Here is a 25134-nt window from a genome sequence, read left to right on the forward strand (position 1 = left end):
ATCCTCATCATGAATGCCATTGCCAGGGCCATCGACGCCCTTAACGAGGGGTTCGGACGTTTGATCGCCCCGCTGCTCGCCGTGATCACCCTGATCGTGATCTACGACATCGCCATGCGCTTCTTCATCGGGCGCCCCAGCGACTGGGCCTTCGATGTCACCAAGATGCTGTTCGGCGCCCATTTCATGCTGATGGCCGCCTACGGCCTGCGCCATCATGCGCATGTCGAGGTGGACGTCATCAAGCGCCTGCTCTCGCGGCGCAAGCGAGCCCTCATCGATATCCTCGGTTACCTGATCTTCTTTATTCCATTTATCTGGATGCTGCTCACCTACGGCTGGAACTTCTTCGAGCGCTCCTTCAGTCGCAGCGAGACCACCTACGGCATGATCGCCATCCCGGTCTATCCGGTGAAGGGCGTGATCGTGGTCGCCGCGGCGCTGATCCTGCTGCAGGCCATCGCCATCGTCATCCGTGCCGTTCGGGAACTTAACCAGGAGGAGCCCGCATGAGCCCCGAAATGCTCACCCTGTTCATGTTCGGCGGTCTGCTCATCGGGCTGTTCATGGGCCATCCGCTGGCCTTCGTGCTGGGCGGTGTGGCGGTGCTCGGTGCGCTGTTCGGCCCCGGCATCAAGGTAACCGGTACGCTGATCAACAACATCTACGGCAACGCCATGGACAATTACGTCCTGGTGGCCATCCCGCTGTTCGTGCTGATGGCGCGCTTCCTCAACGACTCCGGCGTGACCGAGAAGATGTTCGAGTCGATGCGCCTTTTGCTCGCCAACCTGCGCGGCGGCCTGGCGCTGACCGTGGTCATCGTCTCGGTGCTGCTGGCGGCCACCACCGGCATTGTCGGTGCCTCCATCGCGGTGATGGGCATGATCGCGCTGGTGCCGATGCTCAAGTACTCCTACAACAAGGAGCTCAGTACCGGCGTGATCATGGCCAGCGGCTGCCTGGGCATTCTGATCCCGCCGAGCATCATGCTGATCCTGATGGCCAGCTATTCGCCGGTCTCGGTCGGCGCGCTGTTCGCCGGTGCCCTGGTGCCGGGCGTGATGCTCGGGGTGATGTATGCGCTCTACGTGCTGGTGATCTGCTACTTCAAGCCCAGCTACGGACCGCCGGTACCGGCCGAGGAGCGCGCCGACGTCTCCACCGGTGAGCTGGTGGGCATGCTGCTGAAGTACGTGCTGCCGCCGATGGCGCTGATCCTCGGCGTGCTGGGATCGCTGTTTGCCGGTATCGCCACCGCCACCGAGGCCTCGGCCATCGGGGTCTTCATCGCCTTCGTGCTGTTCCTGATCTTTGGCGACCGCAAGGCTGCCACCTGCTACCGCACCCTGATCGAAGCCAGCAAGACCACCACCATGGTGATGCTGGTGCTGGTCGGCGCCACGGCCTTCACCGGTGTCTTTTCTCGCGGCGGCGGCATGCAGGTCATTCACGAGGTGGTCATGGCCATGCCCGGCGGTACCACCGGAGCCCTGATCCTGATGCTGTTCCTGGTCTTCATCCTCGGCATGTTCCTCGACTGGACCGGCATCGTGCTGCTCAGCTTCCCGATCATGCTGCCGATCGTCGAAAGCATGGGCGTCGACATCCTGTGGTTCGTGGTGATGGTTGCCGTGGTGCTGCAGACCTCCTTCCTCACGCCACCGTTCGGCTACGCGCTGTTCTACCTGAAGGGCGTGGCCCCGCCGGGAGTCGAGACGCTGGATCTCTACCGCGCCGTCATCCCCTTCTGTGCGCTGATCGTGCTGGCCTGCGTGCTGATGGCGTTCTTCCCGTCACTGGTGACGGGACTGCCATCGATGCTGCTCGATTATTGATCCGCTAGCGCCCGCGGCCAAGCGCCCGCGCCGTCAGGCGCGGGCGCTCTTTCATTGACACCGGTCAGCTGCAGCCCGCTGCGGCAACTGGTATCATTTCCAGCCGCCATCATCTCGCATTGCTGGGCTGCGCGTCGGCCAGTGAAGGAGTCCCTGCTTGTTCCGATCCGCGAATTCGGCCCTGGCTTCCCTGTCTCGCCGCTTGACCCCCTGGACGCTGCTGATCCTTGCCGTGGCGCTCGTCGTCGCTCTTCCGGTCATCGCGGTGCTGGCCCATATCGTGATGCCGACACAAGGCGTCTGGCAGCACCTGGCCAGCACGGTGCTTGGCCGCTACCTGAGCAACACCTTCTATCTCGCCATTGCGGTAGGGGTCGGCAGCATGGTGATCGGCACCGGCAGCGCCTGGCTGGTGGTGATGTGTCGCTTCCCGGGCCGGCGCCTCTTCGAGTGGGCGCTGCTGCTGCCGCTGGCCGTGCCTACCTATGTAATCGCCTACGCCTATACCGATTTCCTGCAGTATGCGGGCCCACTACAGAGCTGGCTGCGTGAACTCTTCGGCTGGGGCCGCGGCGATTACCTCTTTCCCGACATCCGCTCACTGGGCGGCGCCGCCACGCTGATCACACTGGTGCTCTACCCCTACGTCTACCTGCTGGCACGCGCCGCTTTCCTGGAGCAGTCGGTATGCGTGCTCGACGTCGGCCGCACCCTGGGCCGCGGCCCGTGGAGCCTGTTCGCCACCGTGGCCGTACCACTGGCTCGCCCGGCCATCGTAGGCGGCGTCTCGCTGGTGCTGATGGAAACCCTCAATGAATTCGGTGCCGTGCAATTCTTCGGCGTCGATACCTTCACCACCGGCATCTACCGCACCTGGTTCGGCCTGGGCGAACAGGTCGCGGCGGCCCAGCTCGCCGCCTGCCTGCTGCTCTTCGTCATTGCGTTGGTGCTGCTCGAACGCTGGTCGCGCGGCAAGCGCAAGTACTTCCACACTACCAACCGCTACCAGCAGCTACCCGAATTCCGGCTGCGCGGCTGGCGAGCGGTAGCGGCCTTCACCGCCTGCGCCCTGCCGGTATTGGTCGGCTTCCTGATACCCTGTGGCCTGCTGTTGCAGATGGCGATCGCCAAGGGCGATACGCTGCTCGGTACGCGTTTTCTCGATTTCGCCTGGAACAGCCTGACCCTGGCGATCACCGCGTCGCTCATTGCGGTGGGGCTGGCAGTGATCCTGAGCTACGGGGTACGCCTCCACGACAGCCCGCTGACGCGCATCGCTACCCGTATCGCCTCGATGGGCTATGCCATACCGGGGTCGGTGATCGCGGTGGGTATCCTGATCCCCTTCGCCTGGCTGGATAATGCGCTCAACAGCTGGCTGCACGCCCACTATGGCAAGATCGTTGGCCTGATCTTCAGCGGCTCGGCGTTTATCCTGGTGTACGCCTACGTCGTGCGATTTCTCGCGGTGTCATTCAATACCGTGGAAGCGAGCCTGGGCAAAGTGACGCCGAGCATGGACGCGGCCTCGCGCACGTTGGGCCAGACCCCCGTCGGCACCCTCAAGCGGATACACACGCCGATCATGCGCGGCAGCTTGATTGCCGCCGGGATCCTGGTGTTCGTCGATGTCATGAAGGAGCTGCCGGCGACCATCATCCTGCGCCCGTTCAACTTCGACACCTTGGCGGTGAGGGCCTACAGCCTGGCCTCGGACGAGCGCCTTGCCGAGGCGTCGACGGCCTCGCTTGCCATCGTCGCCGTCGGCATCATCCCGGTCATCCTGCTGAGCATGGCCATGCGCCGCTCGCGCCCCGGTTCAGGCAGCCGCTGAAGGAAAGACGAAGACCTGGGAGAGGTCGAGGTGGATGTCGACCCGCTGCCCCTCGGCCGGCAGGAATACGCCAGGAACCCGGGCATGCAGGTGGGCTTCGCTGCCATCCTCGCCATGCGCGCAGATATGCAGCAGGCTGGTGCGCCCCAGCAACTTGGCCATGACCACATGGCTGTGACGGTGCACCGGCGCTGGCTCAAAGTGCTCAGTAATCCGCAGCGCCTCGGGCCGGATCATCACCAATACCTTACTTCCCTCGGGTAGCCAGCCGGCCTCCACCGGCCCCACCGGGGTCTGCACCCGACCATTCCGCACCACCCCCGGCAGCTCATTGACCTCACCGAAGAAGGCGACGACGAAGGGATCGCAGGGGGCGCAGTAGAGCTCGCGTGGCGTGCCCACCTGGACGATACGCCCGTCGCGCATCAGGGCGATGCGATCGGCCATGAACATGGCCTCTTCGGGATCATGGGTCACCAGCAGGGTGGCGGCACCGACCTTCTTGAGCACGTGCAAGGTATCGTCGCGGATGCGATCGCGCAGGCGCGCATCGAGACTGGAGAAGGGCTCGTCGAGGAGCATCAGTTGAGGCGCAGGCGCCAGGGCGCGAGCCAGCGCCACACGCTGCTGCTGTCCGCCGGAGAGCATGTGGGGGTAGCTGTCGGCATAGCTGGCCATGCCCAGCTGCTCGAGCAAGCTCAAGGCCCGCTCGCGGCGTTGCCGGGGCGGCTCCCCTTTCAGCCCGAAGGTGACGTTCTCGATCACGGTGAGGTGGGGAAACAGCGCCGAGTCCTGGAACGCCAGGCCGACGTTGCGCTTCTCCGGCGGCACGTGGCGCCCCTTGGGCACGGCGATCTCGCCGCCGTTGAGGCTTACGCGCCCCTGCTGCAGCACTTCGAGCCCCGCCGCGATGCGCAGCAGCGTGGTCTTGCCGCAGCCCGATGGCCCCAGCAGGCAAACGACCTCACCGGGGGCTACGTCCAGGTCGACGCCACGTACGGCCGCCTGGCTGCCGAACGTGTGATGCACATCCTCCATGGTCAATACGGTAGGCTGAGCGTAGGGTACGCGTCCGACGTCCATGGGCTTCGATTGGCTAGTCATAGAACAAGCGGCATGATCCAAGGGAAATGACAAACCTCATCCTACCCGAAATGTCCAGCAAATACGTTTGGAATCGACTCGCATTTAGCCCTTTTTTTCGCTTCGCCTTGCTTCAGGTCAGTCTCCAGAGCTTATGCGTGCCAGTGACGCCAGCAGCACGCTTGACGAGTTCTTCGCAAAACGCTTCAATAGCCAGCAACGTAATGCAACGTATTATCATTACTTCAATAACATTAGACTCTCGAGGTGCCTCCACCATGACCCATCGTCGTCTCGTCGCTCCCCTTGTCGCCGCGCTGGCGGGCTCTGCGCTGGCTTCCACCGCCATCGCCGAGGAGATCAACCTCTATTCGGCCCGCCACTACGATTCCGACGAGAAGCTTTACCAAGCTTTCACCGAGGAGACCGGCATCGAGGTCAATCTGCTCGAGGGCGACTCCGATCAGTTGATCGAACGCATCCAGCGCGAAGGCGTCGCCAGCCCCGCCGACGTGATGATCACCGTCGATGCCGGCCGTCTGTGGCGCGCCGAGCAGGACGGCGTCTTCCAGAGCGTCGAATCCGACATCCTGGCGGAGCGACTGCCTGAGTCCATGCGTCATCCCGAGGGCAAGTGGTTCGGCTTCAGCCAGCGCGTGCGCGCGATCTACTACAACCCCGAGAACGTCGACCCCAGCGAGATCACCTCCTACGAGGATCTGGCGGACCCACGTTGGGAAGGCGAGGTGTGCATTCGCTCCTCGAACAACATCTACAACCAGTCGCTGCTGGCCTCGCTGATCGAGCACCACGGCGAGGAAGGCGCCGAGGAGTGGGCCCAGGGCGTGGTCAACAACATGGCGCGCGATCCCGAAGGCGGCGACACCGACCAGATCAAGGCAGTGGCTGCCGGTGAGTGCGACCTGGCCGTCGGCAACCACTACTACTACGTGCGCCTGCTCGAGTCCGAGGACGCCGCCGATCGTGAAGTGGCCGACAAGGTCGGTATCCTGTTCCCCAATCAGGACGATCGCGGCATCCACGTTAACGTCGGTGGTGCCGGTGTCGTGGCAACCGCACCGAACCGCGAGAACGCCATCCGCTTCCTCGAGTTCCTGGCTTCGGACGAGGCCCAGGAAATCTTCGCCGCCGGCAACTACGAGTTCCCTGTCGTTGAAGGCGTGAAGATGAGCGAGACCCTCGAGTCCTGGGGTGAGATCAAGAAGGATGACCTCAACGTCAACATCCTGGGTGAGAACAACCCGGAAGCGGTACGCATCTTCGATCGCGTCGGCTGGCGTTAAGCCCCGGCCACAAGCCCGAACCGAAAACGCCACCGCATATGCGGTGGCGTTTTTCATTAAACTAGCATGGGGAAGGCGAGAGATGCGTCACGAGCGGGGGGGGGTTAGTGTGCCTCGTCCCAATTCACCCCACTCTCCGCCTCGACGATCAGCGGCACGCTGAGTTCGGCGGCGGCCTGCATGCGCGATTTCACCTCGTCGATGAACCCGTCCACCTGGCCTTCGCCGACTTCGAACACCAGCTCGTCGTGGACCTGCATCACCATGCAGGCGTCGAAGGCGCTCTCCTGCAACCAGGCGTCGACCGCGATCATGGCGCGCTTGATGATATCCGCCGCGGTGCCCTGCATCGGCGCGTTGATGGCGGTACGCTCGGCGGCCTGGCGCCGAGCGTGATTCTGAGCGCGAATCTCGGGCAGGTAGAGGCGGCGACCGTACACGGTCTCGACGTAGCCATCCTCGGCGGCTTGGGCGCGAATGCGATCCATGTAGCGGGCCACGCCCGGGTAGCGGTCGAAGTAGCGGTCGATATAGGTCTGCGCCTGGCCGCGCTCGATGCGCAGCTGCTTGGACAGCCCCCAGGCGCTCATGCCGTAGATCAGGCCGAAGTTGATCGCCTTGGCACTGCGCCGCTGCTCGCCCGAGACCTTCTCCAGCGGTACGCCGAAGACCTCGGCTGCGGTGGCGGCATGGATGTCGCGGCCTTCGGCGAAGGCGCTGAGCAGCCCCTGGTCCGCGGAGAGGTGCGCCATGATGCGCAGCTCGATCTGCGAGTAGTCGGCGGCGACGATGCGATAGCCGGGCCGGGCGATGAAGGCCTGGCGGATCTTGCGCCCCTCCTCGGTACGGATGGGGATGTTCTGCAGGTTGGGATCGGACGAGGAGAGTCGGCCGGTGGCGGCGACCGCCTGATGGTAGCTGGTGTGCAGCCGCCCGGTGCGCTTGTTGACCAGCCGCGGTAGCTTGTCAGTATAGGTCGACTTGAGCTTGGCCAAGCCGCGATGCTCCATGATCACCTTGGGCAGCGGGTAGTCCAGCGCCAGCTCCTCGAGCACGGCTTCGGCGGTAGAGGGCGCCCCCTTGGGGGTCTTCTTGAGCACCGGGATCTTCTGTTCCTCGAACAGGATCTCACCGAGCTGCTTGGGCGAGCCGAGGTTGAACTCGCGCCCGGCCAGTTCGAAAGCTCGCGTCTCGAGCTCGGCGATACGCGCTTCGAGCTCCTGGCTCTGGGCATGCAGCCGCGCGGCGTCGATCGCCACGCCGGTACGCTCGATGCGCGACAGCACAGGGATCAGCGGCCGCTCGATGCTGTCGAGCACCTCGGCCAGGCGCCCCTCCGCCTCGATGCGCGGCCGCAGCTCGCAGTGTAGGCGCAGGGTCACGTCGACATCCTCGCAGGCGTAGGGCACGGCCTGCTCGAAGTCGATCTGGTTGAAGGTGAGCTGCTTGGCGCCTTTGCCGGCGATCTCCTCGAAGCTCACCGTCTTCTGGCCCAGGTACTTCAGCGCCAGCGAATCCATGTCGTGGCGGGTGGCGGTGGAGTTGAGCACGTAGGACTCAAGCATGGTGTCGGTGAGCGGTCCTTGAACGTGAATGTCGTAGTTGGCCAGTACCGAGATGTCGTACTTGAGGTTCTGGCCGATCTTGCCGCGGCATGGGTCCTCCAGCAACGGCTTGAGCGCGGCCAGCACGCTGGCCCGGTCGAGCTGCTCGGGCACGTCGAGGTAATCGTGGGCGAGCGGCACGTAGGCCGCCTCGCCGGGCTCCAGCGCCAGCCCCACGCCGACGATCTCGGCGTCCATGTAGTTGAGGCTATTGGTCTCGAGGTCGAAGCAGAAGGCCTCGCAGGCACCCAGCCGCGCCAGCCACTCGTCGAGTTCGGCCTGGGTCAGGATCAGGTGATTGGTACAGGCCGCAGCGCTGGCCGGGGGCGCGTCCGGGTCGAGGTTACCCGCGGCGGCGGTGCCGGCCACTCCGGCACCGCGCTCGAGGTCGTCGACACCCTCGTCCTTGCCGGAGAGCAGTTCGGAGAGCCACGCCTTGAACTCAAGTTCGGTGTACAGGCGCTTGAGCGCCTCGCGGTCGGGATGGGCGATATCGAGGTCGTCGAGCCCTACAGGAAGCTCGCAGTCGGTCTTGATCGTGGCCAGTCGGTAGGAGAGATAGGCCATCTCGCGATGCTCCTCGAGCTTCTTCGGCAGCGACTTGGCCCCGCGAAAGTCGAGGGTGGTGACACGCTCGAGGTCGGCATAGATGGTATCGAGCCCGCCGCCCATGCCCTGCAGCAGACCCAGCGCGGTCTTCTCGCCCACCCCCGGCACGCCGGGGATGTTATCGACCTTGTCGCCCATCAGCGCCAGGAAGTCGATGATCAGCTCCGGGGGCAGACCGAACTTGGCCTCGACCCCGGCCACGTCGAGGGTCTCGTCCTTCATGGTGTTGACCAGGGTGATATGGCCGTTGACCAGCTGCGCCATGTCCTTGTCGCCGGTGGAGATCACCGCATCGCGGCCGGCTTCGGTGGCGAGGCGGGCCAGGGTGCCGATGACGTCGTCGGCCTCGACGCCCTCGACGCACAGCAGCGGCAGTCCCAGGGCGCGCACGCAGGCATAGAGCGGCTCCACCTGGCTGCGCAGGTCGTCGGGCATCGGCGGCCGCTGCGCCTTGTACTGCTCGAACAGCTCATCGCGGAAGGTCTTTCCCTTGGCATCGAAGACCACCGCCATGGGGCTGTCCGGATAGTCCTTGATCAGCCGCTTGAGCATGTTGAGCACGCCCTTGACGGCACCGGTGGGCTGGCCTGTAGAAGTGGTCAGCGGCGGCAGGGCGTGAAAGGCGCGGTAGAGATAGGACGAACCGTCGACGAGAACGATGGGCGTGTCGGCCATGTATCAGCATCCGTTGGGTCTGTGCAAGAAAAAGGGATCTTGATCCGCCATGATACGCATTGCGCGTTGCTTTTGCCGCCAACGTTGGGATCTGGCGGTCCAACGTCATACACTGGAGTCAAGCAGTGGCAGCCATTGTCGCACGCGCTCCTGGGAGGCCAACATGAACGTTCCCCGCCGTTTCCTCGCGGTCACCCTGCTCGCCTTGGGTCTCATGGCCCTGGCCACCCCCGTGCTGGCCCAGTCCTCGGCCAACGTCGAGCCCGATATCACCATTCGCCAGGAGGAAGACCGCACGATTCGCGAGTACCGCATCAACGGGCAACTCTATGCCATCGAGATCCAGCCGCGCCAAGGGCCCAGCTATTTTCTCGTCGACCACGACGGCGACGGCAATTTCGTGCGCGAGGAGGGCGACAGGGTCGCCGTGCCCCAGTGGGTACTGATTCGCTTCTAATCGTTGCGCTGGCTACATCGCTGGTGAGTACCGGAGCGAGTCGTGCATCGCGGTGCCAAGACGCTACAATAGGCGGCTTGGCAACCTGGGCGAGAGACACATGGCCGTATTCACCCCGTTGAGCGACGCACAGGTCGCAGAGTTTCTCAGGCGTTTCGATGTCGGCAGCCTGGTCTCCCTGGAGGGGGTCGCTGGCGGCACCGAGAATACGACGTTCTTCGTCACCACCGACCGGCGCGAGCTGGTACTGACGCTATTCGAACAGGGCGAGCATGACGAGCTGCCGTTCTTCGTCGATCTGCTCGACTACCTGGACGAGCATCGCCTGCCGGTACCGGGACCGATACATGACCGTGAAGGCATCGCCCTGCACAGCCTGGCGGGCAAGCCCTCGCTGCTGTTCCCGCGCCTGCCCGGCCGCCACCCCATGGCGCCCACCCTGACGCAATGCCAGGCCCTGGGTGACGCGCTGGGCCGCATGCATACGGTGTCCCAGCACTTCCCCGGGCACCGTCCCAATCCGCGCGACCTCCACTGGCTCGTGGCCATGCATCACAAGGTGCTGGGCTATCTCTCGCCAGAGGATCAGGCGTTGATGAAAGACGAAGTGGAGACCTACCAGGGCGTCTTCGGGGCCGCGCCCGAGCTACCCCGTGGCGCGCTGCACGGCGACCTGTTTCGCGACAATACCCTGTTCGAGGGCGACCGCCTCGGCGGCCTCATCGACTTCTACAACGGCTGCACCGGTGACCTGCTGTTCGATCTCGCCATCGTGATCAACGACTGGGCCTCGGGCCCGGAGGGACGCCTGGACCGCGAGCGTCATGATGCCATCCTGAGCGCTTATCAGGCTCGCCGGCCACTGACCTCCGCCGAGTGCGAGGTATGGCCGACGATGCTGCGCATGACCGCCCTGCGCTACTGGCTGTCGCGGCTGCTGGTGGTCTACGTCGACCCACCGGCCCACGACCTGACGCCGCACGATCCGGCGCAATTCCACACCATTCTCACGGCACGCCTGAAACATGGCGCCCTGCCCCTGCCAGAAGCGAGCAACACATGAGCCTATCCATGGGAGCTGCCTCCGGTCCCGCCCAGCGTGCGCGCCGTACCTGGAACATCGACCAGTGGGGCAGCGGCTATTTCGACGTCGATGACAACGGCCATGCCCTGGTGCGGCCGCACGGCAGCGAAGCCGAAGGTCCGGCACTGCCGCTGGCGCCGCTGGTGGACCAGCTGCGTGAGGCAGGCCTGCGGCTGCCGGTACTGGTACGTTTCAGCGATATCCTGCATGACCGCGTCGAGCAGCTGTGCGAAGCCTTCGACCTGGCCATGACCGAGGAGGAGTATGCCGGCGGCTATACCGCCGTCTACCCGATCAAGGTCAACCAGCAGCGTCGTGTGGTCGAGGAGATCCTCGCCACCCGCGAGCGCGGCCATGGCCGGGTCGGCCTGGAAGCCGGCAGCAAGCCGGAGCTGCTGGCCGTGCTGGCCCTCTCCGCCGACGGCCCGTCGCTGATCGTGTGCAACGGCTACAAGGACCGCGAATACATTCGCCTGGCGCTGATGGGCGAAAAGCTCGGCCACCGGGTCTATCTGGTGGTGGAGAAGTTCTCCGAGCTGCCGCTGATTCTGGAGGAGGCCGAGAACCTCGGCGTCACCCCTCGCATCGGCTTGCGTGCGCGCCTGGCGTCGGTGGGCATGGGCAAGTGGCAGGACACCGGTGGCGAGAAGTCCAAGTTCGGCCTCACCGCCGGCCAGATGCTGGCGGTCGTGGAGCGCCTGCGCGAGGCGAATTCGCTGGCCAGCCTGCAACTGGTGCACTTCCACCTGGGCTCGCAGATCGCCAATATCCGCGATATCCAGGTCGGCCTGCGCGAGTGCGCACGCTTTTACCAGAGCCTGCTGGCACTGGGCGCGCCGATCGATACCGTCGATGTGGGCGGCGGGCTGGGTATCGACTATGAGGGCACCCGCTCGCGCAGCTTCTGCTCGATCAACTACTCCATGCGCGAGTATGCCCGTAACGTGGTCAGCGCCTTCGCCCAGGCCTGCAACGAGGCGGAGATTCCCCATCCCCACCTGATCAGCGAATCGGGCCGGGCACTGACCGCGCACCACGCCGTGCTGATCGCCAACGTGATCGGCGAGGAGCGGGTCAACGACCGAGCCCCCGAACGTCAGGCCGAGGACGACCCTCAGTTGGACGAGCTGTGGCGGGTACACGACCTGCTGGGCAACGCGGTGGAGCCGCGCGAGCTGGTCGAGGCCTGGCACGATCTGCTGCAGGCGATGAGCGAGATGCACGACCGCTTTCTCATGGGGCTGGCCGACATCACCGTGCGCGCCGAAGCGGAAGGCGTCTATTTCGCCACCTGCGCGCGGCTGCGCGAGCGCCTCGACAGCCGCAACCGTGCCCACCGGGAGATCGTCGACGAGCTCGCCGAGAAACTCGCCGACAAGCTGTTCGTCAACTTCTCGCTGTTCCAGTCGGTACCCGATGTCTGGGGCATCGACCAGATCTTCCCGGTGCTGCCGCTAACCGGACTGAACCGCGAACCCACCCGGCGCGGCGTGATCCAGGACATTACCTGCGACAGCGATGGCCGTATCGACGGCTACGTCGACGGACAGGGCGTGGAAACCACCCTGCCGCTACCGGAGTGGCGCGACGACGAGGAGCGACTGCTGGGCTTCTTCCTAGTCGGTGCCTACCAGGAGATCCTCGGCGACCTGCACAACCTGTTCGGCGACACCGACTCCGTCGATGCCGCGCTGATGGAAGACGGCAACTGGGTGCTGAGCCACGCCCAACAGGGCGACCGGGTCTCCGACGTGCTCGCCTACGTCAATTTCGACGCCAAGGTGCTGCGCGACCGCCTCGCCGGCCAATTGCAGGAGAGCGGCCTGACGGCCGAGGAGCAGGCGCACTTCCTCGACGACCTTTCCGCCGGGCTTCAGGGATACACCTACCTGGAGTGATCGCCACTGCGGTCATGCGGACACGAAGACGCCCCCAGGAGGTTCCCTTGGGGGCGTCTTCATGCCGGGTTGAGCACCGGTCGGGGTTACTACTCCGCGACCTGCCCCTCGACCTCGAGCCCACCGGTCAAGGAAAGGCGCAGTTTCGCACCACGCGGCAATTCACCCACTCCCGCCGGCGTACCGGTCAGCACCACGTCGCCAGGTTCCAGGGTGAAATGGCGGCTCATTTCGGCCACCAGGGTAGGAATCGGAAACAACATGTCGGCACCTTCGCCGCGCTGTCGAAGCTCACCGTCGATCTCGAGCGTGAAGACCAGAGCACTCCAGTTCGGCACGCGGCTCAGCGGCAGAAAGTCACTCAGCGGACAAGCGCCATCGAACGCCTTGGCCACCTCCCAAGGCTGCCCCTTCTCCTTGAGGCGAGCCTGCACGTCGCGCAGGGTCAGGTCGAGGGCCAGACCGATACCGACGACGGCCCTCTCGGCCTCTTCGGTCGTGGCGTGGGTCAGCCGCTCACCGATCAGCAACGCCAGCTCGGCCTCGAAATGCACCTCGCCGCGGGCAAACGGGGCCTCGATGGGCCTATCGAAACCGGCCGCACTGGTGGCTGGCTTGATGAACAGCAACGGCTCGCTGGGAATCGGGTTGTTCAGTTCCTTGGCATGATCGGCATAGTTGCGACCGACGCAGACGATTTTGCCAAGCGGGTGGGAAAACGCCTGGCCATCGGTGAAACGGGGGACAAAGCGCATGGCGGGTCTTCTCCTTCTGGGTTGGCGTGCCGCTTGTCGTCGACAGGCCTAACAGTCTACCTCACCACACGCCCTGTTCCATCCACTCGCCGTGCCCTGCCGCGGCGTCAGCCCTCGGGCGTCCACGGCTCGTCCGGTGAATGCGCCAGGAAGCGCGGGCGCCGGCGGCGTGCCGCGAAAGGCTCGGTGCAGGCGTTGTCCCGCCGGTTGTAGACGAAGAAGACATTGCTGCGCGGGTCCGGCGACATGTTGGCGTTGGAACCGTGCAGCGTGTTGCAGTCGAACAGCAGCAGTCCACCGGCCGCGCCTTTCGGCGCCTCGATGCCGTGGCGACCGACCAGCTCACGCAACGCCTCGCGGCCCGGTACGCCGAACTCCTGGCGCTTGAGCGACTGGCGATGATGATCGTCCGGCGTCTCGCCCAGGCACGGCACGAAGACCCGGTGCGAGCCGGGAATCAGCATTAGCGGGCCATTGAACTCGTGATTGTCAGTCAGCACGATCGAGGCGCTGACGGCGTGCATGGCCGGCATGCCGTCCTCCGCGTGCCAGGTCTCGAAGTCGGAGTGCCAGCTGAAGCCCTTACCCTCGAAGCCCGGCTTGTAGTTGATGCGCGACTGGTGCACATAGGCATCGCCCCCCAGTAGCTGGCGTACGCGCCCCACCAGTCGTTCGTCACGAGCGAGCTCGGCGAAGCGCTCGGACAGATAGTGCACCGCGAACAGCGAGCGGATCTCCTGGCTGTCGGGCTCGGTGATGCTGAAATCGCGGCCGCGGAAATCATCGTGGTTGAGTAGCTCGCTCAGTTCGCGACGCAGCCCGTCGAGCTCTTCCCCGCAAATGAACCCGGGCTCGAACAGAAAGCCCTTGCGCTCGAACTCGTCGAGCTGCGCCTGCGTCAACGGCCCATCCTTGGCACTACCACGCACCACGCCCTCCTGACGCTCCAGCCAGAGGGTGTCGAGCGGCTCAGCCAGCCGGGTGGGGTAGGCGTCGCGCGTACGGCCGAGCATGCTGCCGACCTGAGAGGTCAGGGTGTCGCTACCGGCGTAATCAGTCGCCTGCTTGAGCTTACGGTTGGACGAAGTCTGTACTGCCATCCAATCACCTCCTGTGTATCCGTGATCAGTTTCAGTCCCAACTCGTGCAACGGCGTACAGCCGCGGTGGGAGGTCCCGACGGGACCATGCAGCGTGGATGTGGTGGCGGTGCGCTGCGCTTTCAAGAGCGGTCCGATACGGCTTTCGGCATGGCATGGGCCTGGCTCGTCTTGCTACATTAGCGCCATCATGGCACTGCGGCCTGCTCCGCTGGCCGCCATTTCCTTCAGCCAGGAGACCGTCATGTCACAGACACAACCGCCTTTGCCTCCCCAGGGGCGCTGGGAGAGGCGATTCGAGCGCTGGCTGTGGAGCAGCCGCTTTCTCGTACTGCTGGCGGTCATCCCCAGCCTGGCGGCGGCCCTGGCGCTGTTCATCATCGGCACCATGGACATCGCCAAGCTGGTCATCGCTACCGCCGTCTACTATTTCATCGGGGGCGGGCCGGACATCCACGATACCGTGGTACCCAGCGTGGTCATGGCCATCGACATCTATCTGGTGGCCATCGTGCTGCTGATCTTCGGGCTCGGCGTCTATCGGCTGTTCGTTTCCCCCATCGAGCAGGCCGAAGAGCATGCGCCGGGTCATCCGTTCAACGTGCAGTCCTTCGATCAGCTCAAGGACAAGATCGCTCGAGTCGTCATTCTCGCGGTGATCATCGAATTCTTCCGGGCCGTGGTGGACATTCGCTTCCAGACGCCGCTGGAGGCCATCTATCTCGCTTTGTCGGTACTGGCGTTGGCCGGCGCGCTTTATCTGATGAGCCGTGCCCAGACACATTGAGCCGAGGATTTTAGCTACCTTCAGGAGTCGACGTAGCGATTACTCGAATAACGAAAAAACCGCCTATTGAGGCGGTTTTTAATAGCTGCAAGTCGCTGATATCCCGAAGGTCTTGATGGTGCCGGCACCAGGAGTCGAACCCGGGACCTACTGATTACAAGTCAGTTGCTCTACCAACTGAGCTATGCCGGCTCGGGACCGACGCTTACGAACTGCAGAGTCGGAAAAGGGTTGGCGTGGCTGGGGTACCAGGATTCGAACCTGGGAATGCCGATACCAAAAACCGGTGCCTTACCACTTGGCGATACCCCAGCAGATTGGTGGCCAGAGACGGAATCGAACCGCCGACACGGGGATTTTCAATCCCCTGCTCTACCGACTGAGCTATCTGGCCGCTGCCAACGGTGCGTATTAAACAGGATCAGCCCGGCAGCGTCAAGCCTTTCGTTTCATGCAGATGCCTCCGCCTTGGCCGTGTCGCTCGAGCTAGCGCTCGGGCGGCACATAGCCCTCCGCCTGGTCGGTTTCCCGGTTATCGAGGAAACGCTCCATCTGCTCGTTGAGGTAGGCACGCGCCTCGGGATCGAGCATGTTGAGGTGCTTCTCGTTGATCAGCCGGGTCTGCAGTGCCTGCCACTCCTCCCAGGCACGCTTCGACACGCTGGCCTGGATCTCCTGGCCCTTCTTGCCCGGTAACGGCGGGAACGGCAACGCCTCGAGCTCCTGCTGGTACTTGCGGCAGAATACGGTCTGGCTCATGAAGATCTCCTCGTTTGTAGACGGTGTGCAATCAAGGCTCACCCGGTGCCACCAGGGCGAACGGCGCGAGCGAGGCCAACAGCGCCTTCACCGGCGCCGCCAGGCCGACGCGCCCGGGATTGCCGGGATCGTACCAGCAACGCCCCTCGCCGACCGAATCCAGCCTGCCGATTCGCGCCGGCAGTGGAGTGATGTCGAGGCGGAAATGGCTGAACGTATGACTGAAAGCCGGCCAGGCCGGATCGAGCTCGGCCCCCGGGGCATGGGTGTCGAGCCAGGCGCGCAGCGCCGCCAGGTCGTCGAACTGGGGCAAGCCCCACAGTCCGCCCCACAATCCGCTGGCGGGGCGCTGCTCGAGCAGCACGCGGCCCTCGGCGTCCTGCAACACCAGCATCAGCGTGGCACGCGTCGGTAGCGTCTTCTTGGGCTTGGATTCGGGAAAACGGCGCTGCTCGCCTCGTGCGTGGGCCACGCAGACATCGCTGAACGGGCAGCGTTGGCAATCGGGCGTGCCACGGCGGCACAGGGTGGCACCGAGGTCCATCATCGCTTGGGTATAGTCGGCGACGCGACGCTCGGGGGTATAGGACTCGGCCAGCGCCCAGAGCCGACGCTCCACCGCCGGCCGCCCCGGCCAGCCTGTCACGGCGTGCAGCCGCGACAGGCTGCGCTTGACGTTGCCATCGAGAATCACAGCACGTCGGCCGGTGCTCTGGGCGATGATCGCCCCGGCCGTGGAGCGGCCGATACCGGGCAGCCCAGCCAGGGCTTCCAGGCTCGCCACCGGCAGCTCGCCGCCATGTGCCTCCATGACCTGCCGGGCCGCCTTGTGCAGGTTGCGCCCGCGGGCGTAGTAGCCAAGCCCGGTCCACAGATGGAGCACCTCGTCCTGGGAGGCCTTGGCCAGCTCGGCCAGACAAGGAAAGCGCGCCATGAAGCGCTCGAAATAGGGGATGACGGTCGCCACCTGGGTCTGCTGCAACATGATCTCGGAAACCCAGACCCGATAAGGCGTACGCTCTCGCTGCCAGGGCAGATCGTGACGACCTTCGCGGTCGAACCAGTCCAGCAGGCGATACTGGAACTGGGTCGCGTCGAGCACCGAAGCAGGCATTTCACTCATGGACCACCTTCCTGCAGGCGTGACGAAAAAAAGCGCCGACTGGTCGGTCGGCGCAGAGACTGGCTTTGGGTCATCAGTTCAGTAGACCACGCAAAGTATCTCGAAGTTCCCGCCCGGCTCCCTCGCCCAGGCGCTCTTCGAGCTGCTCGAGCGGGCGCTCCAGGCGCTTCTCGAGCTCCTCGCCGGCACGGCGGGAGGCTTCATCGCGCAGCAGATCGGCCAGGGTCGCCTGAAACGCCTCACGGTCGAAGCGGCACCACTCCTCTCTCTCGCCGGAGAGCTCGCCGCTGCAGCGTACCGGCAAGGGAACGCGCTCCAGGCGCGGGTTGACGGGGCAGGCCGCATCCGCTCCGTCGACGAAACGGGCAGCGGCCCGCAGATCGAAGCGTTCGCTGCCCAGGTCGAGCTCGCCGCTGCCGCCCAGCTCGATCCCAGGAATGGCAATCAGGATGTCTTCGCTGCGGACAACGCCGTCGGTAATCCGCAGGCTCGCTTCGGCGCGCTCGAAGCGGGTATCGGCCCCCCACTCACGACTCGTCTCACGGCCCTCGATCAGGGCCGCCAGGGAGCACAGCTCCTGAGACACATTGACGTCGAGTACGGCGCCGTCGTCGAGGTGTCCCTGCAGACGTCCATTGAGGTTACGCTTGAGCGCCGGCCAGCTGTTGTCGCGCGTTTCGAGCTCGCCGTCGAGGGTAAGCCGACCGCGCAGCGGCGCCGGGCCGTCGTCTTCACTCAGTGCCTGCAGCAGCGGCTCCAGCCGCACCCGCGACAAGCTGGGGCTCAGCTGCCAGCGAATCGGCTCGCGACTGAGATCAAGCGCCCCGCTGGCGCTCAGCTCGCCGTCGTAGAAGACCGACTCGAAGCGTTCGAGTCGCTGCTGGCCGTCATCACCCGACAAGACCAGTCCTACCTCGGTGAACTCGAGCCCCGACAGACGCAGCTGCGCCAGGTCGAGCGCTCCGTCCAGGTTCAAATGGGCCAGCAACTCGGCGGGCACCAGCTCGTCCGCATCCTGGGCATAGGCCTTGCCGATGCCCAGCAGGTCATGCCGGGCAGCACTCTGATCACCAGTCTCGGCCGGCGGCAGGTAGCGATCCAGGTCGAGACGGTCACCTTGCAGCTCGAAATCGAGCTGCCGGCCGTCGAGACCGGTGGCCAACCTGCCCGTAAAGGTACTGCCATCTAGCACCATGGTCAGGCCCGCCAGCTCGATACGCTCCAGATCGCCTTGCACCGGGCTGGTGAGAGCCACGTCGGTGAGCGCCTCAGGGTCTGCCATTGTGGGCAGCTTGCCAAGGCGCGAGAGCCAAGGGCGCAACGAGAAGGGAGCCGCGCTGAGCTGGCCACTATACGTCGGCGCTTGATCGAGTTCGGCCAGGTTGAGGTGGCCGCTCACGCTTAGCGAATCGGGCCCGGTTAGCTGCAGGTCACGCAGTTGCGCCGTATTTGCGGCTAGGTCGGCATCCAGCGCCAGCGTCAAGGACAGGGGCAGCGGCTCCTCGCCCAGCCCGGGGTGTTGCAGACCGGCCTCCAGCCGACCTTCCTGCAGCTGCAATCGCTGCTGTGACAAGTCCAGGACGAGCTGTTGCCCTCTCAGGTCGATCCGTTGCCTGCCATCGATACCCGCCACCAAGCTGGCGGTATTGAGCTGCGGCCCTTCCAGCAGGTAGCGGCGTTCAGCAAGAACGAGCTGCATCCGTCCCTCGAGGGTAACGTCGCTCGCCATCGCCGGGCTTCGCTCCAGCTCACGCCAGTCGAGGGTACGGTAGGATTTCAACTTGAAGGAGGACTTGAACGGAAAGGCACGTCGGGGGTTGACGTTGGCGCCCGACAGGTTGATCTCTTCGACCAGCCATTCGGTTCCCTCCGTCAAATCGCGATATCTCGCCGTGCCGTTGCGCACCTGGACGCTGGCAATGTTTAGCGCCACGGCCAGGTTGGCACCTTCTCGGCTGGGGCCGGCAGTAGCCGGCGCCAGCGCCGATTCGGCCCCCTCGCGGCGTTCGTCGAGCCGCTGCATCAGGGTTTCCCAGTTGCCGTGCCCCTCCTCGTCGCGTGACAGGTTCAGCTGCATGCCGTCGAGCGTCAGCCCTTCGATGGCGATCTCGCCGCGCAGGAGCGGTGCAAAGGCCAGGCTGACCTCGGCATGCGCGAAGGCGAGAAAGGGCTGATCGTCGGCACTCTGCTCCGGGAGGCGGCCTTCGGCTTGCTCTACGCTTACTCCCAGACGCGGATAGAACGACCAGGAGAGGGGGCCGTCCAAGGTCAGCTCCAAGCCGCTCTGCTCGCGTACCACCTCGATTAGACGCGGCTTGAAGTCCTCCGGATCGAGGAAAGTCGTGACGTAGACCACGGCCGCCGCCACCACCACGCCGAGCACCCCGATGGCCGCCAGCAGCATCTGCAACAATCGCTTCATGTGTTACCGCCTCCTTGCAGCGGTGGAGCCAATACGAAGTAGTCGCCGGTGATGTCCATGCGATATCCCAGGCGCGTCAGCAGCACCTGGTCGGCGACAGGCAGCTGAGAGGAGTGCGTACGCAATTCACAACCCGCGGCACGCGCCGCATCGCTGACCAGCGCCAGCAGCCGCGAACCGACGCCACGCCGTCGGGTGGCCTTGCGCACACACAGCTCCGACAGCCACCAAGCCTGGTCGTCGGCGCTTACCGCCAGCGCGCCCAGCAGGCGGTCGTTGAAGCGCGCACAGGCAAAGAAGCGTCCCGCCTCGAGGTGCTCACGGAGAAAGCGGTCCACTGGCTTTTTCAGACGTTCGCTCGGGGCATCGGCATAGATCCGCACCAGATCGAGCTGTGCCTGTGGATCCGACGTCCAGGTGGCCTGATCTACGAGGTGAAGCGTTACCGGCATGGCGGTCTCCCTGTACCGCGGCAAGGTGCCGCCGCTGTGATGGGCGCATTGTAGCGGATGGGGGGGACGATTCTCTATAATGGACGCCCCATGACGGCAAGCGCAGAGGCTTGCCCGCCCGGATGCCGCCTCCGGCCGTGCCGGGCCCTTACCATGCGACGCGCACTTGCGCCAGAGAGAGTCCGACATGTCCGAGCGAATCGCCACGGTAACCCGTGACACCAAGGAGACCCAGATCACGGTCACCGTGAACCTCGATGGCGAGGGGCGGCTGAACTGCGAGACCGGCGTGCCCTTCCTCGACCACATGCTGGATCAGGTGGCACGCCACGGCCTGATCGACCTGGACATCAAGGCGGTGGGCGACCTGCACATCGACGATCATCACACCGTCGAGGACCTCGGCATCACCCTCGGCCAGGCCTTTGACCAGGCGGTGGGCGACAAGCGCGGCATTCGCCGCTACGGCCACGCCTACGTGCCGCTGGACGAGGCACTGTCGCGCGTCGTGGTCGACTTCTCGGGTCGTCCCGGGCTGTTCATGGACGTCGAGTTCACCCGCGCCACGATCGGCCGCCTCGATACCCAGCTGTTCTGGGAGTTTTTCCAGGGTTTCGTCAATCATGCCAGGGTCACGCTGCACATCGACAACCTGAAGGGCTTCAACGCCCACCATCAGGCGGAAACCATTTTCAAGGCCTTCGGCCGCGCACTGCGCATGGCCGTGGAGCCCGACCCGCGCATGGCCGGGCAGATGCCGTCCACCAAGGGCTGCCTGTAGCGCAGACGACCGAACCAGAAAGGAGCCTCCATGACCATTGCCGTCATCGACTACGGAATGGGCAATCTGCACTCGGTTGCCAAGGCGCTGGAACACGTCACCCACGAGCACGTGGTCATTACTCGCGATGCGCGCCGCATCCAGGGCGCTACCCGCCTGGTGCTGCCCGGCCAGGGGGCAATCCGTGACTGCATGGGCGAACTCGAGAAGACCGAACTGCGCGGGCTCGTCGAGGAACTGCTGGCCAGGCAGAGCAAGCCCCTGCTGGGCATCTGCGTGGGTCAGCAGATGCTGCTCGACCACAGCGAGGAGAGCGGCGGGATCCCCTGCCTGGGCTTTCTGGCCGGCGAGGTGAAGCGCTTTCCCACCAACATGACCGATGACCACGGGCAGCGCCTCAAGGTACCCCACATGGGCTGGAACCTGGTGCACCAGCACCACGAGCACCCGCTATGGCAAGGCATCGACCAGGACGAGCACTTCTACTTCGTGCACAGCTACTATGTGGCAGCAGAGGAAGACGCCTGCGTGTTCGGCACCACCCGCTACGGGCATATCGACGCCCACGTCGCCGTGGGTCGCGACGCTACCTTCGCCGTGCAGTTCCACCCCGAGAAGAGTTCACGGGCCGGCCTCAAGCTGCTGGAAAACTTCGTCACCTGGGCGCCTTGAAGCTTCACCAGGCCATCCAGGCGTACCCGACGGTACGCTTGCGGTCAGGCCGCCCGACAACCCGGCGCCCCGCGTGCGCCCGAGAGGACACGACATGCTGGTAATACCCGCCATCGATCTCAAGGACGGCAAGTGCGTCCGCCTCAAGCAGGGGCGGATGGATGATGCCACCACCTACGGCGACGATCCGGTGGCCATGGCGGCCCGCTGGGTCGAGGCCGGCGCACGCCGGCTGCACCTGGTCGATCTCAATGGCGCCTTTGAGGGCAGGCCCGTCAACGGCGAGGCGGTTACCGCCATTGCCCGCCGCTGGCCCGAACTCCCGATCCAGATCGGCGGCGGCATTCGCAGCGCGGAAACCATCGAGCACTACCTCGCTGCCGGCGTCTCCTATGTGATCATCGGCACCAAGGCGGTCAAGGAGCCGGCCTTCGTCGGCGAGATGTGTCGCGCTTTTCCCGGTCACGTGATCGTCGGCCTCGATGCCCGTGACGGCTATGTCGCCACCGACGGCTGGGCCGAGGTCTCCACGGTCAAGGCCACCGAGTTGGCCCGACGCTTCGCCGACGATGGCGTTTCCAGCATCGTCTATACCGACATCGCCCGCGACGGGATGTTGAACGGCGTCAACGTCGAGGCCACCGCCGAGCTGGCCCGCGAGGGCGGCCTGCCGGTCATCGCTTCGGGCGGCGTGACCAACCTCGACGACCTGCGCGCGCTGGTGGCGGCGAGAGAGCCGGGCATTCTCGGCGCCATCACAGGCCGCGCCATCTACGAAGGCAGCCTCGACGTGGCCGAAGGCCAGACGCTGTGCGACGAACTGACTGCAGGGCTCGACCGAGCCGGGAGCTGAATCATGGGACTGGCCAAACGCATCATTCCCTGTCTCGACGTCGACGCCGGCCGCGTGGTCAAGGGCGTCAATTTCATCGGCATCCGCGATGCCGGCGACCCGGTGGAAATCGCCCAGCGCTACAACCTGCAAGGGGCCGACGAGATCACCTTCCTCGACATCACGGCTAGCCACGAGGATCGCGACACCACGGTGGAAATGGTCGAGCGCATCGCCGGCGAGGTATTCATTCCGCTCACCGTGGGCGGTGGCATCCGCACTTGCGACGATATCCGCACCATGCTCAACGCCGGTGCCGACAAGGTCTCGATCAATACCGCCGCGGTGACCAACCCCGACTTCGTGCGCGAGGCCGCCGAACGCTTCGGCAGCCAGTGCATCGTCGTGGCCATCGACGCCAAGCGAGTCTCGGCGGAAGGCGAGACTCCGCGCTGGGAGATATTTACCCACGGCGGGCGCCGCCCCACCGGGCTGGACGCGGTCGAATGGGCGAAGAAAATGGTCGAATACGGCGCCGGCGAACTGCTGCTGACCAGCATGGACCGTGACGGCACCAAGGCCGGCTTCGACCTGGGCGTGACGCGGGCCATCAGCGACGCGGTGACGGTGCCGGTGATCGCCTCCGGCGGCGTCGGCAACCTCGACCACCTGGTCGACGGCGTGCGGGAAGGCGGTGCCGATGCGGTACTCGCCGCCAGTATCTTCCATTTCGGCGAGTACACCATCCCCGAGGCCAAGCGCTACATGGCCGAGCGCGGTATCGAAATGCGCCTTTGAAGTGGCGCCCGGGAGCAAGGAAGTGAGGCATTCAGGGATGAGCGAGGGGCGGCGCGTCGGACTGCTGGGGCTGGCTCTGGCCCTGCTGGTTGCTCCCGCTTCCCAGGCCCGGCAGGAGCCCATCTGGCCGCCGGTGCCCGATCTCGAGCACGTGCTGGTGCAGACCAGCCTCTATACACGTCATTTCGATCCGCAGCCCGACCATAACAACCAGCAGGAGCTGATCGGAATCGAGCTGCACAACTCGCAGCGCTGGCTGGCCGGTGGCGCGCGTTTCCTGAGCTCCTTCGACCAGGAGGCCTTTTATCTTTATGTCGGCCGCGAGTTCCCCCTTTGGGAACCGACCGACAATGTCACTGTGCGTGCCAAGCTGAGCGCCGGACTGCTGCATGGCTACCGTGGCGAATATCAGGACAACATCCCCTTCAATCGCTATGGCACGGCCCCGGCAGCGCTGCCCAGCGTAGGGCTCCGCTGGGGACGTTTCGAGACCGATCTGATCGTATTCGGCGCTGCCGGCGCCATGGTCATCGGCGGCGTTCGCTTTTAGCGCACCAGACCGCCCCGGCCGGCCTCGCTCCCCTAGTCCAGGGTGAGGCCAAGGTTACTCACGCCATCGTTGCGCCCCAGTCGGCGCAGCGCCTTCAATGCGTCGCGGTCGAGGTCGCCTTCTACCGCTTCCAGCACGGCATCCTGGAAATCGTTCTCGTCCGCCATGAGGGGGTGCTCACGGACGAGTTTCGCCAATTTGCTGGCGTCCTCCTCGCCCTCGGTCAGCTCAATGTAGGCGCGTACACCGGCCTTGGAGATGCGGCTCACCTCGAGCACGGCATCAGCGGACTCGCCACGCAACGTATCGAGCAGCGAGGTCAGCGCCACCACCACCTCCACGGCGCGTCTCCCGCCGAAACTGTCGTCGTCGGAAGGCGGCTCGAGCTCGGCCAGCTTCTCGGCCTGGCGCTCGAAGTCGATGCGCGCCTCGCGCACGGCGAGCTGTTCCCACACCAGATCGAGCACCGCTTTCAGGCCGGCCGGGTTGCCGTCCCCCGTCATCTGCACATAAAGGGCATAGTTGGGCAGCATTCGCTCGCACAGCGCCGCCATGAAGGCCTGCTGCTGACGTGGTGGGAGAGCCTGGAGCCGCTCATGGAAGCCCCCTTTTGGCTGACTCATGGTTTATCCTCGTGAATTGACGATCCAGATGAAGGGTGGCGACATTCGTCTGGTCATGGCCACAGCGCTTCGGCAGGCACTCGCCCCCGTGCATCGAACAGCACGCCCTCGGCGACCAGCCGTTGGCGCTGCTCGATGGCTCCGGGATGTTCGGCCAGCCGACGCGACGCGGTGATCACCCGAAACCAGGGCAGATCGTGGTCCTCGGGGAGTTCACGCAGTGCCCGGGCTACCAGGCGTGGCGTGCCGCCCTCGGTCATGGCGGCAATACGTCCGTAAGTGGTCACCCGCCCAGGCGGAATGGCAGCCAGAATGGTCAGTATCTGTTCGCGCAGTACCGGTTTCATGTACGCTGCCGCTCCCCTGATTGCGTGTCACTCCTGAATGGCGAGGTTTCCATGCACCTGCATCTGCTTCAACACAGCCCGCATCACGGCCCGGGACGGATCGCCGACTGGCTGACCAGCATGGGGCACAGCCATACCGTCTTCCACCTCCATGCGGGGGAAGCGCCGCCCAGCCTGACCGATGGTGATGCACTGATCCTGCTCGACGGCCCCATGGACATACTCGACGACGCACGATATCCCTGGCTCAAGCGTGAGCGCAAGCTGATCGCCAAGGCGCTGGACGGCAACAAGCCGCTGCTCGGCATCGGCATGGGCGCCAGGATGATTGCCGCCGAGCTCGGTGCCACGGTAGGCCGCGGCACCTTCGCCGAGGTCGGCTGGCACGAGGTGACCCTGGCCCCCGAGAGCCCTTTCGATCTGCCGGAGCGATTCACCGCTTTCATGTGGCATCGCGATGTCTTCGCCCTGCCCGACGATGCCTTGCCGCTCGGCGGCAGCCTGGGCAGCCCGGTGCAAGGCTTCGCCTGGGATGCCGGACGCGCCTTGGGGCTGCTGTGTCATTTCGAAGTGACCCATGCCAGCGTCAGCGAACTGCTGGCGAACGACGAGCCGCCGGAAGGCAGCGAGGCCAGCCCCCACGCGCAACCCACCGAAAGCATTCTCGCCGATGGACGGCGTTTCGACCGCCTGGCCCCGCTGCTCGACCGCCTGCTTAGCCAGTGGATGCGCAGCGCGGCGGCTTGAT

The 25134-nt window shown here is 65.0% G+C and carries 24 protein-coding genes and 3 tRNA genes; 14 read left to right on the forward strand and 13 right to left on the reverse strand.

Translation table 11 applies throughout. The features are described 5' to 3' along the window. Window positions 1-9: 9 nt before the first annotated feature. From HNO53_RS19600 to HNO53_RS19610, 3 genes are all read left to right on the forward strand, one after another. Entirely contained in the window at window positions 10-513 is a 504-nt protein-coding gene (locus HNO53_RS19600) for a TRAP transporter small permease subunit (protein ID WP_209474506.1), read from the forward strand. Next, window positions 510-1838, forward strand: coding sequence for a TRAP transporter large permease (locus HNO53_RS19605; RefSeq protein WP_209474508.1), 1329 nt, complete (start codon window positions 510-512; stop codon window positions 1836-1838). The genes HNO53_RS19600 and HNO53_RS19605 overlap by 4 nt, the downstream gene beginning before the upstream one ends. Window positions 1839-1995: 157 nt before the next feature. Then, window positions 1996-3672 (forward strand): ABC transporter permease, encoded by a 1677-nt coding sequence (locus tag HNO53_RS19610; protein WP_209474510.1) that lies wholly within the window; start codon window positions 1996-1998, stop codon window positions 3670-3672. Here the strand turns inward: HNO53_RS19610 and HNO53_RS19615 are convergent. Further along, window positions 3658-4776: an ABC transporter ATP-binding protein gene (locus HNO53_RS19615; protein WP_420827845.1), complete on the reverse strand. Its 1119-nt coding sequence runs from the start codon at window positions 4774-4776 to the stop codon at window positions 3658-3660. The genes HNO53_RS19610 and HNO53_RS19615 overlap by 15 nt on opposite strands. Window positions 4777-5033: 257 nt before the next feature. Between HNO53_RS19615 and HNO53_RS19620 the strand changes: the two genes are divergently transcribed. Continuing rightward, complete coding sequence (locus HNO53_RS19620; protein WP_209474514.1) at window positions 5034-6059, forward strand: Fe(3+) ABC transporter substrate-binding protein; 1026 nt, start codon at window positions 5034-5036, stop codon at window positions 6057-6059. Window positions 6060-6163: 104 nt separating this feature from the next. On the opposite strand, the gene polA is transcribed toward HNO53_RS19620, so the two are convergent. Continuing rightward, window positions 6164-8947: a DNA polymerase I gene (gene polA / locus HNO53_RS19625; protein WP_209474516.1), complete on the reverse strand. Its 2784-nt coding sequence runs from the start codon at window positions 8945-8947 to the stop codon at window positions 6164-6166. A gap of 163 nt (window positions 8948-9110) precedes the next feature. On the opposite strand from polA, the gene HNO53_RS19630 reads away from it, so the two are divergent. The 3 genes from HNO53_RS19630 to speA all read left to right on the forward strand — a co-directional run bounded on the left by HNO53_RS19630 (window position 9111) and on the right by speA (window position 12386). Beyond that, window positions 9111-9404, forward strand: a complete 294-nt coding sequence (locus HNO53_RS19630; RefSeq protein ID WP_209474518.1) for a DUF2782 domain-containing protein — start codon at window positions 9111-9113, stop codon at window positions 9402-9404. Between the two features lie 100 nt (window positions 9405-9504). Beyond that, window positions 9505-10467, forward strand: a complete 963-nt coding sequence (locus tag HNO53_RS19635; protein WP_209474520.1) for a homoserine kinase — start codon at window positions 9505-9507, stop codon at window positions 10465-10467. Further along, the gene (speA, locus tag HNO53_RS19640) at window positions 10464-12386 is read left to right on the forward strand and encodes a biosynthetic arginine decarboxylase (protein WP_209474522.1); all 1923 of its coding nucleotides are present in this window, start codon (window positions 10464-10466) and stop codon (window positions 12384-12386) included. The genes HNO53_RS19635 and speA overlap by 4 nt, the downstream gene beginning before the upstream one ends. Before the next feature lie 89 nt (window positions 12387-12475). Here the strand turns inward: speA and HNO53_RS19645 are convergent, their stop codons facing one another. Both HNO53_RS19645 and thpD read right to left on the reverse strand, forming a co-directional pair. Then, entirely contained in the window at window positions 12476-13141 is a 666-nt protein-coding gene (locus HNO53_RS19645; RefSeq protein ID WP_209474524.1) for a fumarylacetoacetate hydrolase family protein, read from the reverse strand. Window positions 13142-13248: 107 nt separating this feature from the next. After that, on the reverse strand, window positions 13249-14241 hold the full coding sequence (thpD, locus tag HNO53_RS19650) for an ectoine hydroxylase (RefSeq protein WP_209474526.1): 993 nt from the start codon (window positions 14239-14241) through the stop codon (window positions 13249-13251). Between the two features lie 243 nt (window positions 14242-14484). Here thpD and HNO53_RS19655 point away from each other — a divergent pair, with 243 nt between their 5' ends. Then, window positions 14485-15027 (forward strand): YqhA family protein, encoded by a 543-nt coding sequence (locus tag HNO53_RS19655; protein WP_209474527.1) that lies wholly within the window; start codon window positions 14485-14487, stop codon window positions 15025-15027. A 116-nt stretch (window positions 15028-15143) separates the two neighbouring features. On the opposite strand, the gene HNO53_RS19660 is transcribed toward HNO53_RS19655, so the two are convergent. The 7 genes from HNO53_RS19660 to HNO53_RS19690 form a co-directional block, all read right to left on the reverse strand. After that, window positions 15144-15219: transfer RNA gene (locus HNO53_RS19660), tRNA-Thr, on the reverse strand. Window positions 15220-15264: 45 nt separating this feature from the next. Further along, window positions 15265-15339, reverse strand: a tRNA-Gln gene (locus HNO53_RS19665). A gap of 6 nt (window positions 15340-15345) precedes the next feature. Then, window positions 15346-15421, reverse strand: a tRNA-Phe gene (locus HNO53_RS19670). Between the two features lie 92 nt (window positions 15422-15513). Further along, a complete protein-coding gene (locus tag HNO53_RS19675; protein WP_111414495.1) occupies window positions 15514-15786 on the reverse strand; it encodes an oxidative damage protection protein in 273 nt (90 codons plus the stop codon). 31 nt (window positions 15787-15817) lie between these two features. Beyond that, complete coding sequence (gene mutY / locus HNO53_RS19680; RefSeq protein WP_209474529.1) at window positions 15818-16909, reverse strand: A/G-specific adenine glycosylase; 1092 nt, start codon at window positions 16907-16909, stop codon at window positions 15818-15820. Between the two features lie 73 nt (window positions 16910-16982). Beyond that, on the reverse strand, window positions 16983-19331 hold the full coding sequence (locus tag HNO53_RS19685) for an AsmA family protein (protein WP_209474531.1): 2349 nt from the start codon (window positions 19329-19331) through the stop codon (window positions 16983-16985). Then, window positions 19328-19783, reverse strand: coding sequence for an acetyl-CoA sensor PanZ family protein (locus HNO53_RS19690; protein WP_209474533.1), 456 nt, complete (start codon window positions 19781-19783; stop codon window positions 19328-19330). The genes HNO53_RS19685 and HNO53_RS19690 overlap by 4 nt, the downstream gene beginning before the upstream one ends. A 187-nt stretch (window positions 19784-19970) precedes the next feature. On the opposite strand from HNO53_RS19690, the gene hisB reads away from it, so the two are divergent. The 5 genes from hisB to HNO53_RS19715 all read left to right on the forward strand — a co-directional run bounded on the left by hisB (window position 19971) and on the right by HNO53_RS19715 (window position 23416). Then, window positions 19971-20564: an imidazoleglycerol-phosphate dehydratase HisB gene (gene hisB / locus HNO53_RS19695; protein ID WP_209474534.1), complete on the forward strand. Its 594-nt coding sequence runs from the start codon at window positions 19971-19973 to the stop codon at window positions 20562-20564. Between the two features lie 30 nt (window positions 20565-20594). Beyond that, a complete protein-coding gene (hisH, locus tag HNO53_RS19700; RefSeq protein WP_209474536.1) occupies window positions 20595-21236 on the forward strand; it encodes an imidazole glycerol phosphate synthase subunit HisH in 642 nt (213 codons plus the stop codon). A gap of 94 nt (window positions 21237-21330) precedes the next feature. After that, on the forward strand, window positions 21331-22089 hold the full coding sequence (hisA, locus tag HNO53_RS19705) for a 1-(5-phosphoribosyl)-5-[(5-phosphoribosylamino)methylideneamino]imidazole-4-carboxamide isomerase (RefSeq protein WP_209474538.1): 759 nt from the start codon (window positions 21331-21333) through the stop codon (window positions 22087-22089). A gap of 3 nt (window positions 22090-22092) precedes the next feature. Next, window positions 22093-22866 carry an imidazole glycerol phosphate synthase subunit HisF gene (gene hisF / locus HNO53_RS19710; RefSeq protein ID WP_209474540.1) on the forward strand — a complete coding sequence of 258 codons (774 nt, stop codon included), beginning with the start codon at window positions 22093-22095 and terminating at the stop codon, window positions 22864-22866. A 22-nt stretch (window positions 22867-22888) separates the two neighbouring features. Beyond that, window positions 22889-23416 carry a hypothetical protein gene (locus HNO53_RS19715; RefSeq protein ID WP_209474542.1) on the forward strand — a complete coding sequence of 176 codons (528 nt, stop codon included), beginning with the start codon at window positions 22889-22891 and terminating at the stop codon, window positions 23414-23416. A gap of 32 nt (window positions 23417-23448) precedes the next feature. On the opposite strand, the gene HNO53_RS19720 is transcribed toward HNO53_RS19715, so the two are convergent. Further along, window positions 23449-24039 carry a YjaG family protein gene (locus HNO53_RS19720; RefSeq protein ID WP_209474544.1) on the reverse strand — a complete coding sequence of 197 codons (591 nt, stop codon included), beginning with the start codon at window positions 24037-24039 and terminating at the stop codon, window positions 23449-23451. Between the two features lie 53 nt (window positions 24040-24092). Beyond that, window positions 24093-24386, reverse strand: coding sequence for an MGMT family protein (locus HNO53_RS19725; RefSeq protein ID WP_209474546.1), 294 nt, complete (start codon window positions 24384-24386; stop codon window positions 24093-24095). 51 nt (window positions 24387-24437) lie between these two features. Between HNO53_RS19725 and HNO53_RS19730 the strand changes: the two genes are divergently transcribed. Further along, a complete protein-coding gene (locus tag HNO53_RS19730; protein ID WP_209474548.1) occupies window positions 24438-25133 on the forward strand; it encodes a type 1 glutamine amidotransferase in 696 nt (231 codons plus the stop codon). Window position 25134 lies beyond the last annotated feature (1 nt).

The sequence above is a fragment of the Billgrantia antri genome (assembly GCF_017868935.1).
Lineage (GTDB): Bacteria > Pseudomonadota > Gammaproteobacteria > Pseudomonadales > Halomonadaceae > Halomonas > Halomonas antri.